5 protein-coding genes are annotated in these 18,846 nt (G+C 42.6%); 3 read left to right on the top strand and 2 right to left on the bottom strand.

Translation table 11 applies throughout. From position 1 onward, the window contains the following. The first annotated feature begins 55 nt into the window (after positions 1–55). Positions 56–1,957: a NosD domain-containing protein gene (locus FXW07_RS02625; protein ID WP_229393638.1), complete on the top strand. Its 1,902-nt coding sequence runs from the start codon at positions 56–58 to the stop codon at positions 1,955–1,957. A gap of 67 nt (positions 1,958–2,024) precedes the next feature. Beyond that, positions 2,025–2,573: a cobalamin-dependent protein gene (locus FXW07_RS02630; RefSeq protein WP_229393639.1), complete on the top strand. Its 549-nt coding sequence runs from the start codon at positions 2,025–2,027 to the stop codon at positions 2,571–2,573. Positions 2,574–3,021: 448 nt separating this feature from the next. On the opposite strand, the gene FXW07_RS02635 is transcribed toward FXW07_RS02630, so the two are convergent. Next, entirely contained in the window at positions 3,022–9,447 is a 6,426-nt protein-coding gene (locus FXW07_RS02635) for a PKD domain-containing protein (protein WP_229393640.1), read from the bottom strand. Between the two features lie 281 nt (positions 9,448–9,728). After that, positions 9,729–11,546 (bottom strand): PQQ-binding-like beta-propeller repeat protein, encoded by a 1,818-nt coding sequence (locus FXW07_RS02640; protein WP_229393642.1) that lies wholly within the window; start codon positions 11,544–11,546, stop codon positions 9,729–9,731. Between the two features lie 2,458 nt (positions 11,547–14,004). Between FXW07_RS02640 and cobN the strand changes: the two genes are divergently transcribed. After that, positions 14,005–18,621, top strand: a complete 4,617-nt coding sequence (gene cobN / locus FXW07_RS02645; RefSeq protein WP_229393643.1) for a cobaltochelatase subunit CobN — start codon at positions 14,005–14,007, stop codon at positions 18,619–18,621. Positions 18,622–18,846: the final 225 nt, after the last annotated feature.

Below are 18,846 nucleotides of genomic sequence, written 5' to 3' on the forward strand. Positions count from 1 at the left end.
TTCTAGAACTCATGAGCGGAAACCAATCTGAATTTCTATAGGAAGATGATAACTCTTGAAAAAGAAGAGAATACTCGTATTAACTGCCGTTTTTGTATTGTTAATCCTGGTATCAAGCTCTGCGTCCGCAGCTACTCTCTGCGTGAATGAAGGGGGAGGTACGGGAGAATACGGAAGCCTGCAGGAAGCCATAAATGCCGCTGCTGAAGGGGATGTCATCCTTGTCAGGGAAGGAAATTACAGTGAAAATGTACTTGTAAATAAATCCCTTGATATAATCGCCAGGAATCCACGCCCCGATAAAACCGTAATCACTGCTCTGGACCCCAAGCGCCCTGTATTCCATGTGGTTTCTGATTCCGTAAATATCAGTGGATTTACTTTGAAAGGAGCAGATTCAGCATATGGAATTTATCTTGACGGAGTTTCAGAAAACAATATCAGCAACAACTATTTTTCAGGAAACTGGAGAAATATTGTACTGAGAAATTCATGTAAGAACTCTCTGGAAAACAACTGTTTATCTAACAGTGATAATGGAATCTGGCTTGAAAGCTCGGAACAAAACTCAATAAAAAACAACAGGGCAGATTCTAATCGTCATTACGGTTTCTATTTGAACGCATCCGAAAACAATACTCTCCAAAATAATTGCGCATTTAAGGGAGCAATTGGCATTTACATGGAAAACTCTTCCGGCTGCCGTGTTATTGACTCAGAAACCTCAAACAACTTTTACGGGATCTACCTTACCGGTTCTGGAGAAAGCCTGCTCGAAAATAACACCGCAAACTCAAATGAAATGTATGGCATATACCTCGGAAACTCAAATGGAAGCACTCTGGAAGGAAATCTTGCAAACTCAAATAAATGGGGGATTTATCTCGACTCAAGCTTCAATGTGCTTAAAAATAACACAATGTCTGGCAACAACAGAAATTTCGGAGCCTATACCTATCACTACACTGGAGAGATGAATAACACAATAGATACCAGCAACACTGTAGATGGAAAATCGATATACTACCTTGTAGGGGTTTCTAACCGGACTCTTGATTCCGACTCAAATGCAGGAGTTGTCTATTGCATTAATTGCAAAAACATTACCCTAAAAGACCTGGTCCTGAAAAACAACAGTTTTGGAGTTTACCTGTACAATACTCAAAACTCACTGCTTGAAGGAAACAATATTTCAAACAATGAACACGGAGTTTACCTCGGAAAATGTTCGGTAGTAACTCTCAGAGGCAATGAGGTCAATTCGAATGAAGGTGATGCTTTCATCTTAAGCAACTGCAGTAACTGCTTTGTAGAGGAGAATAATGCTTCGAACAATATGGCAGGTATCTGGCTCTGTGACATCAGCAGAGACAATATCCTCAGAGAAAACACAGTTACTTCGAGCAGCTGGTGCTGCATAGACCTTGGGGATGAAAGCTGTAATAATACTCTTGAAGGAAATAATCTTTCCGGGGCCTATGAAGGAATCTACCTGTACGGGGCCAGTGAGAAAAATACTTTGAGCAATAATACTATCACAGCCAGCTCTTATGGATTATTTACAGAGGGCTGTGGCAACAATACAATTTCAGGAAACAGTATTTTGGGAAATGACGCCGGCATATCTCTTAACCTGAACTGGACCGATGGGACAAATTCGAGTTACAACACCATATATAACAACTATTTGAATAACAGCAAAAATGCCGAAGACTACGGGACAAATATCTGGAATATTTCAAAAACCGAAGGTGAAAATATCGTCGGAGGACCTTACCTGGGTGGGAACTTCTGGGCTTCTCCGGAAGGAGATGGTTTTTCAGAAACAGCTTCGGATGAGGATGGAGACATGATTGCGGACCTGCCGTACAATGTAACGGAAACGAACTATGACTATCTCCCCCTTGTATTCGAGAAGCCTTTAGAAAAAACCGAAAATGAGGATGGGAAGAAGTGAGAGAAAAGCAGGTAAGCCTGGATAAAGAAAGAGGAAAAAAGCCTGTATAAAGAAAGGAGATAAAAATATGTACGGAAAAAATTTCAATTTATTGGTTCTGTTAATCCTGGGTATAATTGTTTCACAATTAGTCCTCCCGATCTCGGCCGAAGCTTCTTGCAAACAAGAAAATGTGAGTCATGGAACTGTCATAATCGGCACTGTTGAAGGGGATTCACACACTTATGTGAAGGATAATGTTGCGACTGCGCTTGAGAATGAAGGTTTTGAAGTAATTGATCTTGGAGAAGGCGTTTCGGCTGAAAGTTTTGCTGCAAACGCGAAAGAGAAGAAAGCTGATTTTGTGTTCAGTTTCGCCTCTATGAGTACTACAATGATCCACCAGATACAGATTGAAGAACAGCTCAAAGCTACAGGGATCAGGGATAAGGTCATAACAGGTGTAGGAGGATCGCTTGTCACTCAGACCTGGGCCGACCAGATAGGAGCCGACATATATATCTCTGGCCCGGAAGACGCTGTTTCCAAAGCAAAATCGGCCCTAGTGAAAAGTAGTAACAACGTTCCAAAAGCCAGTGTTCCAGCCAATAAAAATGCCAGTTGCAAAAAGCCTTAACGCATAAATTTGTGACTATCAAATCTTTGAAGAAGATCAGATTTTGAGAGGAAGGAATACTTATAGGACTTATGCACTTGAGGAACAAAATCAATTACATCAAAAACTGTGAATTAAAGTTACGTTTTAGGCAGTTGACTGTCTGATGCTGTTGATTCTTCAGTTCAACTGCGTAAGTCCTATACTTAATTTAAATCATTTCATGAAACTCTACAATGTAAAAGTTATACAATGTAAAAGTTATACAATGTAAAAGTTATACAATGTAAAAGTTATACAATGTAAAAGTTATACAAAGCCAAAAGTTGTTTAGTAAAATTATTAAAAATTGCAAACCAAAGTTGGTTTTCAACTCTGGTCAACGAGGCTAAAGGGTTGTTTTGCCAGATTTATCAATAATCTCTCACCCTTTAGTCTCGATTTTTTTCTCTTTTTTCAGTTTAAAGGYTTATTCGTTTTCAGAATATATTCCMGGTCTGGTATTTGTTGTCACTGTTATGTAATTTGTTTTTGTTACAGTATTGCTGCCCGCCGCATTGCTTACTGTAAGTACAACCTTATATTTTCCTTCCTGTAAATACTCATGTTCTGGATTCTGGACTGTTGAAGTTTTTCCGTCTCCAAAACTCCATTTCCATTTAGTTGGTATTCCAGTACTTTTATCAGTAAAGGAAACCGTTAATGGAGCTTTTCCTGAGGTCGGAGACGCAGAGAATTCGGCAACCGGCTTTGTTACTACTTTTATATAATCTGTTTTTGTTACCATGTTACTGCCTGCAGCATTTGTTGCTGTAAGCTTAACAGTATAACTCCCTACTTTGGAATACTTATGGGTTGGATTCTGGAGGTATGACTTTGACCCATCTCCAAAGTCCCATGTCCACTTTGTAGGTGTTCCTGTGCTTGTGTCAGTAAAAGCAACCTTTAATGGAGCTTTTCCTGATGTAACACTGCTGGTGAAGTTTGCAACAGGTTTTGTTATCACTTTTATATAATCTGTTTTTGTTACCGTATTACGTCCTGCAGCATTCTTTACTAGTAAGCTAACAGTATAGACCCCTGCCTTTGAATACTTATGAGTTGGATTCTGGAGGTATGACTTTGACCCATCTCCAAAGGTCCAGTACCAGGAAGTAGGTGTTCCTGTGCTTGTGTCAGTAAATTTAACGTTTAATGGTGCTTTTCCAGAAGTTGGAGAAGCAGAAAAGTTAGCTACCGGCTTTGATGGAGATGGACTGGAGACGTCGATGTACCCAGTTTTTACTTCAGAATCGCTTCCACCCGGTCCGGTTACAGTAAGATTGACGGTATAGTTACCAGCTGCAGTGTAAGTGTAGATCGGGTTCTGCTCAGTACTGTCTACAGTTCCATCGTTCTCAAAGTCCCATAAATAGGAAGAAACAGTGCCAGTTGAAACATCAGTGAAGTTCACAGTAAGTGGTGCATCTCCAGAAGTAGGCGTTGCTGTAAAATCTGCAACTGGTGCTCCAGGTAGCGGTTCACTTACGACAATGTACTCGGTTTTTACCTCAGAATCGCTTCCACCTGCATTGGAAACAGTAAGATTGACGGTATAGTTACCAGCTGCAGTGTAAGTGTAGATCGGGTTCTGCTCAGTACTGTCTACAGTTCCATCGTTATCAAAGTCCCATAAATAGGAAGAAACAGTGCCAGTTGAAACATCAGTGAAGTTCACAGTAAGTGGTGCATCTCCAGAAGTAGGCATTGCAGTAAAGTTTGCAACTGGTGCTCCAGGTAGTGGTTCACTTACGATAATGTATTCGGTCTTTACTTCAGAATCGTTACCTTCTTCATTTGCAACCGTAAGATTGACTGTATAGTTACCAGCTGATGTATATGTATGAGAAACGTTCTGGTTGGTAGCATTGGTACCGTCTCCGAAGTCCCAGATCCAGGAAGTTGGAGAACCTGTAGACTGATCTGTAAAGTTGACAGTGAGAGGCGCAGTACCGCTCGTTACATCAGCTATGAATGCAGCAACTGGCGGTTCTGCAGGTGTTGAGTTTTCAGAAACAGTGATATAGTCCATCTTTACAGTACTGTTGCTGCCTACGGAGTTCTTGATAGTGAGATTTACGGTATAGTTACCTGCCTCAGTATAGGTATATATTGGATTTTGCTCGGTACTGTCAATAGTGCCATCGTTCTCAAAGTCCCAGGCCCATGATGTCGGTGAACCGGAGGACGTGTCATTGAACTGTACCGTGAGCGGTGCTTCACCACTTGTCACGTTTGTGGTGAAGTTCGCAACCGGTGAGATGGAAGAGTCCTTGAAGGCATAGACTTTCTGGTCGCCTCCTATACTGAAAAGCATACCGTATGAAAGTGCAGGGGAAGAACCGGCATAAGGAGCATACCAGACTACATCGCCAGTTGAAGCGTCCAGAGCATAAAGGTTTTCATAGCCGAAATACCCGGTTCCTTCACTTCCCACATAAACGAGCCCATCTGCAACAGCTATTGAACAGGTCCAACCTCCTATACCTCCTTCATCTATTGCCTTTGAAGGTGTTGACCAGACAAGTGAGCCTGTAGTCGCATTGAAGCAGTAAGTTTGCAAATTGCTATAACCACTTGCTCCTCCGCAAACATAGACATTTCCATAGGCAAAAGCAGGGGTAGAATCTGTCCTTTCAATTGACTGTTTCCATATTATCTGGCCGTCGGATGCATCTAAAGCAAGAAGCTCTCCATCTCCGTAGAAGTTGTAAGTCGTCAGGTAAAGAATACCATTCTTGTAAGCCGGAGAACCACAGAGGTTATCTACGACATTATTGGTGTGCCAGATTTCTTTCCCAGTTTCTGCATCTACACAGTAAGCATGTCCCTGATATGAAGAACCATATCCCCAGCTTGTCAGATAGAATTTCCCGTCTGCATAGGCAGGCACAGACTGAGCAGCTCCCTTTACTTCAAACCTCCAGAGCAGGTCTCCAGTGTACTCGTCAAGACAGTAATAATGGCTTCCGTCCCAATCGTTGAAGATCACCTTACCGTCAGCAATAGCGGGCCCACTACCGACCACACCTTGAGATCCAAGCGTGTCGTCAAAGCTCCAGAGTTTTTCTCCTGTTTTTGCGTTATAACATCCGAGTTCAGGTCCAGTTGCCGTAAAGACCATACCGTTATCATAAGCAGGAGATGCCCAGGAACCGTACACGGCTTCAGGGATGCTAACGTTCCAGAGTACGTCTCCTGAAGACTCGTCAAGGGCTGCTAACTGGGAAATATCGTCTGTGCCACCGCTCATTGATGCGGGACCGCATATAACAAAGACTTTCCCTCCTGCAATTACCGGCGAGGAACTGCTGATAGCATCGATGTCTTCACTTACCCATTCAGTCCGGTTGGTTTTGGGTCCACTCTCAGAGTAGCCAAGATGGTCTACTTTCCCATGAAACTGGAACCAGGAGTCTTCAGGGATAGTTTCGTTTTCCTGTTCTTCAACATAATTGGAGAACGGAAGCACTAGCGGGTACTGATCGGTTCCTTCATCAGCAGGGTAAGACGTATCCCCTATTCCGTCCCCGTTTGAATCTTTTCCGGTATAGTCGTCGTAGTAATTACCCATATACCCTGTCATTTTTGTTCCATTCCAGAAATATTCCACAGTCTCAGAGCTCTGGAAGAATGAACCTGACCCTCCGGATATGTGGGCATTTGAACCTCCCATTTTCTTCCCGTTGTTGTTAATGAAGGTGTTCTGGTAGATCCTGTTGTCCCCTATGTTATCAAGAACTGCTGCAAAGTCCCAGCAATTGGAAATATTGTTTCCCTGAAGGGTGTTTCCAGTCCCAGTTAACCATACACCTTCGGCGCAGTCATCGATCAGGTTGTCTTCTATCAGAGTACCTTCTGACGAAATACTGATCGCAAAGCACATCTCTTCGGTCCCTGTAATTTTAAACCCGCTGAACTCCACATCGTCAGCGCTGATGGTTACGCCGGAAACACCTGTGAAACCCGAAGCGTTCAGGACAGGGTCTCCTATACCTTTAAAGGTCAGGGTCTTGTTAACGGTCAGGACTTCATGGTATTCCCCAGAATAAACTTGTATTATGTCCCCTGAATTTGCTGTATCAATAACCTCTTGAATTGACTCCCCATTTTTGACCGTCCATGTTGTAGGAGCTTTGCTTGTGTAGATATAGTCTTTGGCAACTTTTGTATCTTCTCCGTGTTCGTTTTTAACAGTAAGGGTTACGGTATAGTTTCCGGCTGTGATATAAGTATGAACCGGATTTACTTCGGTTGAAGTGTTTCCGTCTCCAAAGTCCCAGAGGAATTTGTTGGCGTTAGAAGACGTATCTTTGAAGGAAACAGTCAATGGGAAGGAGCCTGTCTGTTTGTCCGAACTGAAGTTTGCCACTGGAGAGATGGCTTCGCCCTGTCCTATGCAGTAGAGGTATCCATTATCAGTTCCGTAGTAGACCTTGTCGTCGGAAAGAGCCGCTCCCTGAAGGGTATATGCATCATCTGCAGGTGGGTTGTAGTGCCAGGCAAGTGTTCCGTCAGGGTTCAGGCAGTATATAGAGCCGTCCACGATAGCTTCTGTGAAGTAGATGTACGGTTTCCCATTCTTGATAGAAACAACAGGAGAGGACTTTACACCTCCACTAATCGGTGTCTCCCAGATTACCGATCCGTCGGAATCATTCAGGCAGAACATGGACCCGGATTCTCCGTGTTCCCCATGTCCAACATAGACCCTTCCGTTATACACTACCGGAGTTGAAGTTGAAAATCCGATTGAAGTTGCCCAGCCGGTGTTGAGGAACTGGCCTGTATCAGGGTTAAGACCTACTTTGAAGCAGTAGCCTGTTTCCTGTCCTCTTTCAGAGGAGGTGTACAGGGCGCCATCAGCATAGGTTACGGAACTTCTGAACATTCCGGGATCGGTTAGTGCAAAGGATACATCGGAACTGTTGCTGAAGTCAACTTCATCTACAAGAGTTCCGGTGTCTTTATCGAGACAGACGAGTTTCCCTTCGAAGACAGGGTAGACCAGATAGTTTCCTACAACTGCTGCCCCGCTCCAGATAAAGCCGGAAGTGTTTGTGTTTTTGTGCTTCCATACTAAGTTCCCGCTGTCATCGTAACAGTAGTAGTATTTGTCTCCACTTCCTCCTTCAAGACCATCTCCGATGTAGAGTTTATGGTCATAATAGGTAATGGGACACTCAAAGTTACTGTCTGTCACGTGTGTGTTCCAGAGTTTATCCCCTGTTTCTGGATCAAAGGCATAGAGGTCTCCTTCAAGGGTAGGGACAAAGAGTTTTCCATCTCCCAGGGCAGGAGTTGCTGTTTGTACCAGACCGCCGCTAAGCTCCTTTGACCATATAAGATCTCCGGTATCTTTGTTAAAGGCCCAGACAGAGGCATTGCCAGCAGTTACGAAGACCTTGTTTCCTGAAATCAATGGCGGAACATTGACACCCCCGCTCCCGCAGGGTTCCTGAGTTGAAGAAGTAAGGCTTTGCCAGATGAGTTCCGGGTCCCTGGTTGGAGCAGAGCTGAGGATATACCCGCTGTTTGAGCTGTCCTTCTGGAATTCCAGCCATTCGGATTCAGAGCTTGCTTCTTTTACTGTGATATAGTCAGTCTTTGTTTCGGTGTCATTTCCGGCTGCATTTGCAACAGTAAGGTTGACGGTATAGTTACCGGCTGACGTGTACGTGTGTGAAACGTTCTGCTCGGTATCAGTCAAATTGTCCCCAAAGTCCCAGAGCCAGGATGTGGGTGTATTTGTGGACTTGTCAGTAAAATTAACAGTGAGAGGAGCATCGCCAGAAGTCGGTGTTGCTGAAAAGCTTGCAACTGGAGCTGAGGGTGGTTTGTGTGTTTCTGAACTCCCGTAGTTTTCATTTGGAGATATTAGCGGAGCGTAGTCAGTGCCGAAACTGGAAGGTACAGTATAAGAGATGTCACCGATTCCGTTTCCGTCACTGTCAGATCCTGTGTAGGCAGTACCCCAGAAATTGCCTAGGTATCCGGTGTGGGTTGTACCGTTGTAAGTGTATTCCATTGGTTCAGTGGAATTCCAATAGGTTATAGCTGGAGGTGTACCGGACATACCAGAAGTGTTCGCGAAATTGTTCAGGTATATTTTATTGCCATCACCCGCATTTTTCACAACGTTTATAGCAATTCCATTTGAAACTATATTGTTTCTTACTATAGTATTATTCTTTGAAGTTGTTGAATAAAGTGCAATTGCTGCTCCTATATCGTTCAGGAAGGTGTTGTTTGCAACTGTGGAATTTTCTCCTCTTAGATAAACTGGGTTGCTGTTGTTGAAAATATTGTTTTCAATAATATTTTCAGTTGCTGTATTTGGGATATATAGAGAAAAAGTTGATGTAATATTTGAAACAATATTATTTTTAAAAGTATTGTTTTTTCCACCAATGCTAATACCAGAATCAGAGCAACCATCAAATACACAATTTCTAACTATGCAGTCATTAGCGCTAATAGTTATTGGAATCATTGGAACACTAATTGCCACATTTTGAACGATACAACCAGTACTATTCTGGTAGATTGAGATTCCGTTAGGTTTTTGCCCAGCAGTCATTAGCATTCCTGTGAAATTCTCTATTACACAATTTGGTGCTGCCCCGTTACTCCCTCCTACACCTAATATATGGTTATTGGACTTAATAACCACTCCATCTCTGCTCTCACCCCTGAATGTTATATTCGGCACTGTAATAATTTTATTATCGCCGATCTCATATACTCCATTCATGACAAAGATAGTATCTCCGTCTGCACAATTGTTCAGAGCATCCAAGATTTCCTGAGATGTGTTTACATTCCAGGTCTTTGCAGATGCTGGTGACACTACCATTATTGAACTTAATATTACAATTATAAAAATATAATATATTGTTTTCATATTACCGCCTTACTTTTAGAGCCTGCCGCGAAATTATCTATGCCAACTGATCGTACATTGGGACTCTTATTAACGACTTTGAATCCTGAAAATCAAATTTACAATAGAAAACATGCAGAGGTTATTCTGTGACGAGCCCTGATCCCATCCGTAAAAAGAGTAAAGAAAATACAAAGATACTTTCTACAGATATACGGTCAGTGGCTGACTCTCTAAAAAGAAAAAAGATTATGTTATGGTGTTGCCACCAGTTTAACATAATCTGTCTGAATGTTTGAATGCGTGACGAATCCATCATCTTCACCATTCTGAACAACTAGCACAGTTACGTTGTTCGAATTGTCAATGTAATTTCCGATGTTCGATATTACTCCTCCATTCAACGAAAATTCATACTGTCCATTTGCGCCTGCATTCAGTTCTTCATATGTTGATAATGCATTGTTCCATATGTACAACTTGGCACCGTAGACATCATCAGTACTATACGCTTTGCCTTTCCATGTTACATCAATAGAAGTAATCCACGGCTTCTCATTGTCATCAATCTTGAATACAAACCGATGTGCAGAATAATTGTCCTCATCAGTTGTTACACTAGATGCGTAGTCATTATCATCTGCCTTAATGGCATCGTATTCACCAGAAGAGAACTCTATCGTCGGGTCCGTAGCAGTAGTAGGCGTATCATCTACCTGGTACTTGTAAGCCCACATGTCCGTACTTCCGTTAAAGTCGTAGCGAGTATAGTTGGCACGTCCATGGAGATATCCATCATCATTTCCATAGAAGGCCCAACCACCTGAGATGGCAGCTCCGGCCAGGCTGTAATGATTACTGCCTGAGGAAGTTTCACTCCAGGCTGTATTTCCGCTGCTGTCCACGCAGTAGATGCCTCCGCTTGCGGCGTTTGTGGTGACATAGATGTACTCATTGCCCGGACCATAGAAGGTTGATATTGCGGGAGAACTCTGTACCAAGCCTACCGGGTCATTCCAAATAGAATTTCCGTTTGCCTCATTCAGGCAGTAGAGCCCACCACTTGATCCCACGTAAATCCTGCCGTTGTAATATGCCGGAGTGGAGGTACTGTACCCTATACTATGACTCCATTTGTCATTGGTGTTAAATTGGCCTGTATTGGCGTTAAAACCAATGGCATAGCAGTACCCTGCCTTGGAGCTGAAGTAGATCCTGCCGGTATCCGCGCTGTAAGTGATAGAAGAACGGATCTCTTTCACATCAAATCCAAAAACCGTTGAGGCATCGATTTCCTGGATAGTCACAACCTGGTTGTTCGCGAAGTTCGTATAGTCCACCGAAACAAGATGGCCATCATCATCTCCGTAAACCGCATAATCTCCAATTATTGCTGCACCTGCCCAGTAATACCCTTTTGCGGATGAACAGGTTCTTTCCCACTCTTTTGACAAGGTAGTGGCATTGTAACAATAGTATTTTCCTCCATCGCTCAGATTCACAGGGTCCGTTGAACTCATATTCACGGAACCGAAGAGAACGTGCTTATTTCCGTTGCTGTCTTCCGTATAGGTAACCGGAGTAGAAAACTGGATGGGAACGCTAGAAACTACACTAACTCCCGTGCTGCTGCCGTCATCTGCATTGATAGCATAGAGGTCATACGCAGGATCACTGGAATATCCGGTATTCACCACGTAAATTTTCCCGTTGCCTGCCGCCGGCGTGGAATACTGAAAACCGCCATTGACAATGGAAACCGGCCAATTTCCTCCGGCTGCAGTCCCATCTTTAGAGTATTTGTCAAGATAACCGTCGGCCGCAACTGAATATACATAGTCTCCATACACAATTGGACTTGCATCAATTCCAGCCCATCCGTTACCGGAGACGGTATCTACTGCCCAGGATATTCCTGAATCAGGGGTAGCTATCGGAGCGCTGTCACCTGTAACTCCACTGCGTACTTTGTCTTTCTGGAATTGGTCCCAGTCTGAACCCAGCGCCGGTTGGACAACCGCCACCAGGAGCAAGGTTAAACAAACCATTAATACTTTAGTAAATTTATTCATATTTTTATATCTCCTATATTTTCGTGGGTTTTTAACGAGATTCAGCCTGTCTGCGCGGAAATGTCTAATCTCCCGAAGGTCCAATGGGCATTAGATCAAGCAGGAAATTGTTTTTGGTTCAAGGATTTTCGGATCTTTGAAGTAAGCAGATGGTGGCTGAATGTGTTTTTCGGTTTTTGAGTTTCACAGAGTTTAGGAATTCTGAGGATCAGCCGGTTTTGAAATATTGTTTTTGTAAATTTCCGGTGATCGAACAGAAGAAACAGCATTTCAAAATCCGAAAAAAATGCTGAATATGAAAAACACGGCTCTATTTTTGAAAAAATTGTAGCCTTTCAGGTAAAGATTATTAACACTCGCCAAGATTTTTGCTGAAAGACAAACCTGACTTTCCAGTTTTTTGGAAAAATTTTAGGCTTAGAGCTGTGTAAAGAAAAATAAGTGATTTTAGTTTATTTTTTTGAAGACCTCCTATATTTTCATGGGGTTGAGTGGTCTGGGCAGAAGAATCTGACCGCATTTTTGGTATTATGGCTGCGGCAGGATCAGGCTTCGGACCTTTTGAAGTGCCAGACCAACTTGACTTTTAAGAGATTATTGAATCATATGCGCAGGAAATTTTGTTAACTCCTGAAATTTTCCCTGCAGATATCGTATTTGTAATCAGTTAACGAATTTTATACACGACATAAATGCCATACATGTCATTTTTCTAACATGATCTAAACGTAAAAACTATTATAGTTCAGACTTTGATCTCACCTGAATTTTTGTCTCTCACCTATTTTTGTATCTCACCTGAATACAAATAGCGACCTTTGAGTTGGAGTAAACTTTTCTTCCTGAAAGTTCTCAAGGATTTATAATGGATATCTGATTAAACTAATTGTATATGATTAAACTAACTACTTGTTATACATTTCCATAAATAAAAGTCTATGGCTAATTATTCTTAGCTTGTTGGCTAATAACTTATCTTTTAAATTATAAAAGTAAGGATGCTTTTAAATTGAAGATATTTTTAGTTTTATTCCGTATTTTCTATTTCATCGGCTTTCAAGAACCTGAGGCTTGAGATTGCTTTTTAATCAGGTTATGCCACTATCAGATCATAAAAACTTTAAATCATACGAAAAAGATATATTTTCCTATTTCGTTATATAATTCCTCCTATGTTTTCATAGGGGTTAGGTTAGCCTGTGCGGAACCTGTGTATCCCCATAAGAGGTGTACTCAGGAAAGGAATTCGGACTCCTTGAAGTGGCAGGCTAACCGTTATCCGAGAATAATGTGAAATCAATGGAGGATTTTGGACCCCATATAGGAGGGGCCCTTAATTTGTTTCCAAGCCTTTTTTGCGTTTTTTCGAATTTAGAGGGATATTTATGGACCTGTTTTTTTGTTGAAGTTTACAGGTTTATGCAGTTGATACTTATTTTCAGTATCTCCTACATAAACTCTGTCTGTGCTGATTGTATTCGATCTTTTTCATCTGGGCATAACTAAAAGTTCTTAAGAGGTATTGGAAGGTATACTGCTTAACTTTGTATCCTCAGTTAGCAGATATTCATAACGAGTTTAACTGGCCTATTCCATTACTTCCATTTTTCAGCACAGTGATTCCAAAGCATATCCATAAATCTGAAATTTTGAATCTATCTATGGATCAATGAATTTCACATTAATAATGGGTTTATTTTGGAACCTTACAAACTGTAATCTGAATAACTAAATATAAATTTAACAAAACCGATAATAAGTTTGAGTCTTAAAGGTAACATCGAGAAATTATCCTCAAAAAATGTAACATCATGAAATTATCCACAAAGTAATCTCTGTCAAAACCCTAATTTGACAGAAGCATACATTTTTATAATGTACAAATAGGCTTCAAGCTTCTGTTTTCTTCATACAATTCAAATTTATCTTTTGTGTTTATTGATTTTTAACATATTTTATTTTTTGCTTTCCTAAAACGAATACTTTTTGAAATATTTTTTTCCTTATTTGCAATTCATCTATTAAATTTATCACAGCTCAATAAATAGCATTCGATGTTATTTTTTGGTCTATTTTTTAGTCATCATTACCTTTTTAGCTAAGGATTATTACCTAAAATTTTAGTCTTTTATACAAGTAAACTAAAATTGAGCTAAAATTATGTAATTGTTTACGATATTGAGATACGCATTTGAGAATTTGTGAGGCTATTGTTTTTTAAAATATCCTTTAATAACAGGTGTTAAATGGTGTTTTTCTTTGCACTGATAAGTAAAGTTTACTTTATTTATTTGTGTATAATGCAATTTCTCGTTCTTATTTATTGATTTTTTATGCCTTTAAATAAAAAATTTGAAAGTTAATCCGTGGGGATTTCTTCAAATCAGCGTGCAGTCTCAAGATTAAGAATAATATCCTCACAAATCAGAATCTTAAATTATTTTCTGGAGTAGGGATTATGAATGAACAGTTGAATAAAGAAACGAACCTTTTGAACAAAAAAATTAAGGCTTCAATACTGGCATTTTTTATGCTTTTAACGTTGTTTTCGATTCCTCCGGCGGCTGGAAGCGGAGATCTTCAGTATGAACTTGTTGCCAGCACAACCAGTGATGCCGAAGGCAATTACCTGCTTTCCGATATTCCCGACGGAAACTATACGCTTGTAGCTCTTTACAACGAGGACAAATGGCGCCGTGCCGATGAGCAAATTCAGGTTCAAAACGGAACGGACCTTATAGTGAATCTTGATACCTCAAGCAGGAATATCGATGAAAATGAGTCTCAGGCCCTTCTTGACCTGCCTGTCAGTGAGGCTGGCCTTTCTGGAAGTGCCAGAATCAGTGGGCTCACCCGCCAGAAACAGATGAATGCCGACCCTATATCTCGGGGTTCCACAAACGTTCTTTTGTTAAAGGAAGCTGGAACAGAAACTCAGAGTAATTCCAGCGAAACTCAGAGTAATTCCAGCGAAACTCAGAGTAATTCCAGCGAGACTCAGAGTAATTCCGGAAGCAGTCAGCACCTGAACATCGCCATTGTGACCGGATACAGGAGCCATGAACTCCCACTCAAAAACCTGGCGGAAGGGATAAACAGTAACAACAGCCTGAACCTTACTCTTAGCTGTTTTATGGCTGACTACGTGATGGAAAATGACGTTGACCTGAGTACAATGGACATAATCTACATCAACATGCTCAGTCCTTCGACGGCCCAGAAGATCACACCGACTGTGGACAGTGCAATTGCTAACGGGTGTGTGGTTATTGATGACGATACCCTTCTGAATGAGAGCATCCCTCTTCCTGAAGACCAGATTGAAAGCTACAGGGAAAAACTGAATAACTACTGGCTTAATGGGGCTTACGACCAGGACAACCTGAAAAATCTTGTGTTTTGCATCGCCAGTGACTGCTGCGGCAGGTCTGACCTGATATATGAGGATCCGCATACGCTTCCTGAAAGGGCTATATACCACACAAACATGACAGGTTACTTTACCGATTCTCTTGATACCTACTTTGCATGGTATTCAAACAGAAGCTACGGAGGGCATGTATACGACCCTGCAAAGCCTACAATTGCAATTACCATGTACCAGAGCTATTTCCCCTTCCAGATTGAGCCAATTGATGCCCTGATCTCAAAACTGGAAGCAAAAGGCTACAATGTCATTGCCACATACGGATCTGATAATCTTTCCTCCGGCGACTTTTTCAAGCAGGGGGATGAGGTCCTTGTGGACGCAATTATTTCATTTACATACTTTGGCAACAAATTTGATGCCGAAGAGCTCGATGTGCCTGTAATCAACGGCATTATTGATAATTACATGAACAGGACCGAGTACGAAGCCAGCAGCCGGCCGCTTCCTTCGGATAAGATGATGAAGCTCGATTTGCAGGAACTCTGGGGAGCTATTGACCCGGTAATAATGGCTGCAACGGAAGTAGATTCCGAAACTGAGACTGAAACTTCGGTTTCCATAGATTACCAGGTAGACTGGCTCGTTGACCGCGTGGAAAGCTGGGTGAACCTCAGTGAAATTCCGGAGTCGGACAAAAAAGTTGCTATAATCTATTATAACCACGGAGGAGGGAAGGATAACATCGGAGCTTCTTATCTCGATGTCATTCCAAGTTTGTCCAACCTTCTCAGCGCTATGGCTAAAGACGGATATTCCCTGAATGAAAACCAGACCTTAAACGAAACTGAACTCCTGAATTTGATACTTACCCAAGGAATAAACATAGGGACCTGGGCGCCTGGGGAACTCCAGAAAATGGTTGATACCGGCAAAGTCGTTCTTCTCCCGGAAAGTACCTATGAGAAATGGTTCTCGGAACTCCCTGAAGAGAGGCAGCAGGAGGTCATTGACCAGTGGGGCCCTGCACCCGGAAAGATTATGGTATGGGAAAACGAGACTGGAAAATACCTTGTGATTCCCAGAATTGAGGTAGGGAAGAACGTGATTCTGGCTCCACAGCCTTCAAGAGGCTGGCTTGATGATAACGAGGCTCTCTATCATGACAAGGATTTACCTCCTCACCACCAGTACATTGCTTTCTACCTCTGGCTCCAGCATTCCGATGAAGAAGGAGGATTCGGCAGTGATGCCCTTGTTCATTTCGGCAGGCATGGGACTCAGGAATGGCTACCTGGAAAAGAGTTCGGGCTTTCTCGGTATGACTGGCCTTCCCTGATGATAGGTGATAAGCCTGTGATTTATCCTTATGTCATGGACGGGCTTGGGGAAGGAAATGAGGCAAAGCGCAGAGGAGGAGCAGTCATTGTTGACCATCTTGTACCCCCGATTATTTCAGCAGGAAGCTATGGAAATTATTCAAATCTGAGCGAAGCTATCCAGAACTATAAACAGGCAGAAGCAGACGCTTCCCTTAAAGCGGCTCACAGGTCTGAAGTCTTAAACCTGACTCAGTCTCTTTCCCTGGATGAAGAATTCAACATGACAGAGGCAGAAAACAACGAGACTTACTTTAATACAACTTTCCTGGAGGGGCTTGAAGATCTTCTGGACGAGTATAAGAGTCAGTCCATGCCTTACGGGCTGCATGTCCTTGGTACAAGCCCGAAAGGAGAGCAGCTTGTAGGTATGGTAAATTCAATGCTTGGAACTGACTTTTCCGACTCTGTTAATGAATTCAATAAAACCGAAGGGTCCCAGCTTTATTTGCTTGACCTTGTCCTCAACCAGGGAGTCAATTCCACAGCCGCTCAGAAGCAGGTGCTCGGGAAAAGCAATGAAAACGTCAGTACCTTCCTTTCCAATGCGGAAGACTATGCTGCAAACCTGTCTCTTGGAGAAGAGGAAATCGATCAGGTGCTCAATGCCCTGGACGGCAAGTTTATCCTCGGAAACCTAGGAGGCGACCCTGTTCGAAATCCTGAAACTCTGCCGTCTGGAAGAAACTTCTATGCTTTTGACCAGCGGATAGTGCCGACAGAAGCTGCCTGGACTTTAGGGCAGGAGATGGCTGACCAGATGCTTGAAGCTTATGTTGCCGAGCACGGAACTTATCCTAAAAAGGTGGCGTATGTACTCTGGGCAGGGGAAACAACAAGGCATGAGGGAGTTATGGAATCAGAGATCCTCTACCTGCTCGGGGTCAAGCCTGTATGGAACAGCGGCCGAGTAGTTGATGTGGAGGCTATTCCCATGGAGACTCTGGGCAGGCCAAGAATTGATGTGGTAGTGCAGATCTCCGGACTCTACAGGGACATGTACCCTGACAAGGTCCGCCTGCTGGACAAGGCCGTAAAACTGGCTTATGCCCAGGAAGATTCTCCCAATTATGTCAGGGAAAATGCTGATGCACTGAAATCTTCTTTGACGAGTGACGGTTCTCTTAATGAAAGTGAGGCTCTGGACCTTGCCCTGCTCAGGATTTTCGGGTCTTCGGACGGCGCCTACGGCACAGGCCTTCCCAATGCGATATCTTCAAGTGATACCTGGGAAAGCAACGACGCGCTTGCAGAGCTTTACATCAACAAGATGTGCAACGCCTATGGAGAAGACGTATGGGGCGAAGACCTGAAGGAGCTTTTCGAAAAGAACCTTGAAGGGGTTGAAGCTACAGTGCACAGCCGGAGCACAAACCTCTACGGGACTCTGGACAATGATGATTTCTTCCAGTACCTTGGAGGCTTGAATCTTGCGATCAGTTCCGTTTCGGGAGGAGAGTATCCTGATTCATATATCACGAACATGCTGACAAACGGGGACGAGAAAACCGAAACCCTGGAAAAGTTTCTTACGAGGGAAACCTACTCTAGATATTTCAATTCAAAGTGGATTGAAGGTATGCAGGGAAGCGGTTATGCAGGAGCCAGGGAAATGTCGGATTTCGTTGAGAACTTATGGGGCTGGGAAGCTACGAACCCGGATTTGATCAGTGATGACATGTGGAACCAGGTGTATAAGACGTACGTGGCGGACCAGGAACTAAGCGACTGGATTAAGCAGAATAATCCTTATGCTTACCAGTCCATGACAGCCCGGATGCTGGAAACCGCCCGCAAAGGCAACTGGGATGCCTCGGATGATGTACTCGAAAGCCTTGCTACGGAATATGAAGAATCCGTGGTCGAGGATGGGGTTACCTGCTGCCATCATACCTGCGGAAATCCCCTTCTCAACAGCTACGTATCAGGCATGGTCTCGGTCCCGGGTTTTAGCGAAGCAATAGAAAATGCTACGCAGGAATCTCTTGAACAGGAAGAAACTGAAAAACAAAGCAGCGATGGTGAAAAACACAGTAGTAGTGGCAATAAAGGAAGTTCAACGCCTGTAATTCGGAGTACGGAGAGCAGCAATCAAACTGTTGTAGAGAGCGATGCAGGATATGGAATCGATTCTCCCGAACCTGCGCCCGAGGTCTCGAAATCAACTGCTGACCCGGATTATGTTGAAGGCTATGAGATGCAGAAAGATTCCGCAAACGAGCCAGAGGATAATGGTTTCTCATTCTCGGGTTCTGATATTTTTGGAATGCTCTTCGTGGTAGCAGCCATTGGTGGAATCTATTTCGGGTTCTATAAAAAGAAAATGTAAAAATTTATTGAAAGAGAATTGAAAGAGTATTGGAAGAATGTTGAAAAAGTATTTGAAGAATGTTGAAAGAGTATTTGAAGAATATTGGAAGAGTATTTGAAGAATGTTGAAAGAGTATTTGAAGAATATTGAAAGAGTATTGAAAGAAGAGAGCTTTCTTTTGATGCTCTTTTCTTTTATATTACAGTACTCAAAAATTTGACTTTGAATTTATTGAAAGATTGG

Source organism: Methanosarcina sp. DH1 (assembly GCF_020804205.1).
Taxonomy (GTDB): domain Archaea; phylum Halobacteriota; class Methanosarcinia; order Methanosarcinales; family Methanosarcinaceae; genus Methanosarcina; species Methanosarcina vacuolata.

Coding starts and splice junctions, on each gene's coding strand:
- FXW07_RS02630 (WP_229393639.1), top strand. CDS start 2,025: ATGTACGGAAAAAATTTCAATTTATTGGTTCTGTTAATCCTGGGTATA.
- FXW07_RS02640 (WP_229393642.1), bottom strand. CDS start 11,546: ATGAATAAATTTACTAAAGTATTAATGGTTTGTTTAACCTTGCTCCTG.
- cobN (WP_229393643.1), top strand. CDS start 14,005: ATGAATGAACAGTTGAATAAAGAAACGAACCTTTTGAACAAAAAAATT.